The following is a 1,454-nucleotide window of genomic DNA, read 5'->3' as shown; positions in this document are numbered from 1 at the left end:
CTAGTACGGCAGCCGCCATTCGTGATCATGGCTGGAATTCGAGGCTGAGGCGGCGGGCGTAGTGGGCTCGTCTGGCTCGTGCCTGGTGCTGCAGTCGCCAGTTCGACCAGTGCAAACGGTGTGTGGTGCTGCCGGTGGGGTGCAGGATCAGGATGTTGATCAGGCGGCGAATTTCGTTGGCGCTCAGCCGGACACGATCTGGCTGAGCGTGATCGTCGAGGGTGTCGGCGGCGCAGATCGCGAGGATGGCGAGGGCGGCCAGGGCGAGGGTGGTGAAGCGGTGCCAGGATTGCCATTGGCGGACTTGGTGCTGGTCGAGACCGACCTGGCCTTTCGCGGTTTGGAATCCTTCTTCCACGATCCAGCGGGTTCCGGCCACGTGCACAAGTTGCGTGAGGCCGGCCGGTTCGGGTGTCCAGCAGCGGTAGAAGGCCAGCTCACCGGTGGTGTAGTTGCGTCGGATGAGCAGGCTGTGCCGGCCGTCGTCAGGGCCGGCCGGGTCGCCGTCGGTGCCGACGTCGGTGAGCCAGGCCCAGTCGTAGAGACGTGGCCCTTTCGAGCCGGTGCCGGCGCTGCGCCGGGTCCACGCCCAGGCCGGTAGGCCGGCGGCGAGATGGTCGGCCCGGCGGCGGGTCTTACCGCCGTCGATGGGGACGAGGTGGTCGCGGGAGATGGCCAGGACGTAGCCCAGGCGCAGCCGGCGGAGCCGGGCGCGCAGCACGGTGTTGTTGCCGTAGGCCTCGTCCGCGGTGACCCATCGGGCCGGTGTGGCGGCGTCAAGCGCGGCGGTGATCATGTCGTCGGCCAACTGGGAGCGGGTGGCGAACGTGATGGTGGCGGGGATGCCGGCCTGCTCACGGCGCTGCCGGTCGGTGGTCCAGGACTCGGGCAGGTAGATCCGGCGGTCGATCAGGGTGTGTCCGCGCCGGCTCGCGTAGGCGAGGAACACGCTGACCTGGGCGTTCTCGACCCGTCCCGCGGTGCCGGTGTATTGGCGCTGGACGCCGACGGTGTGGACGCCTTTCTTCAGGTCGCCGGTCTCGTCGACCACCAGCACGCCGTCGGGGTCGCCGAGCCGGTCGATCACCACCTGCCGCACGTCGTCGCGGACGGCGTCGGCGTCCCACTTCGCGCGGTACAGCAGCCGCTGCATCGCGTCCGGGCGGTCGTATCCGGCATACTCGGCCAGCTGCCAGCTCGTCTTGACCTCGAGGTCGGCGAGCAGGCCGGTGACGAACTCGGCTGCCGCCCGTCGCGGCTCGACCCGGACGAACCGGCCCGCGAAACGATCGAGTACCAGGGCTGAAACCCGCCGCCAGCCGGCGGCGTTTAGGCTGTGACCAGCGGCCACCGCAAGATTTCGATGTTTGTCCACAACAGACTCAAGATCACGCGGTGGCCGCCCTGTTCCCGCCGGCCTCAGCCATGATCACGAACGGCGGCTGCCGTACTAG

At 69.1% G+C, this 1,454-nt stretch carries 1 protein-coding gene; it reads right to left on the bottom strand.

The annotated features are described in order from the left end of the window. Positions 1-25: 25 nt before the first annotated feature. Complete coding sequence (locus tag IH26_RS0152420; protein WP_157437913.1) at positions 26-1,300, bottom strand: IS701 family transposase; 1,275 nt, start codon at positions 1,298-1,300, stop codon at positions 26-28. Between the last annotated feature and the right edge of the window lie 154 nt (positions 1,301-1,454).

The sequence above is a fragment of the Actinoplanes subtropicus genome, from assembly GCF_000721705.1.
Taxonomy (GTDB): domain Bacteria; phylum Actinomycetota; class Actinomycetes; order Mycobacteriales; family Micromonosporaceae; genus Actinoplanes; species Actinoplanes subtropicus.
Note: the sequence above shows the minus strand (reverse complement) of the source record. Positions and strands in the feature narration are given on the sequence as shown.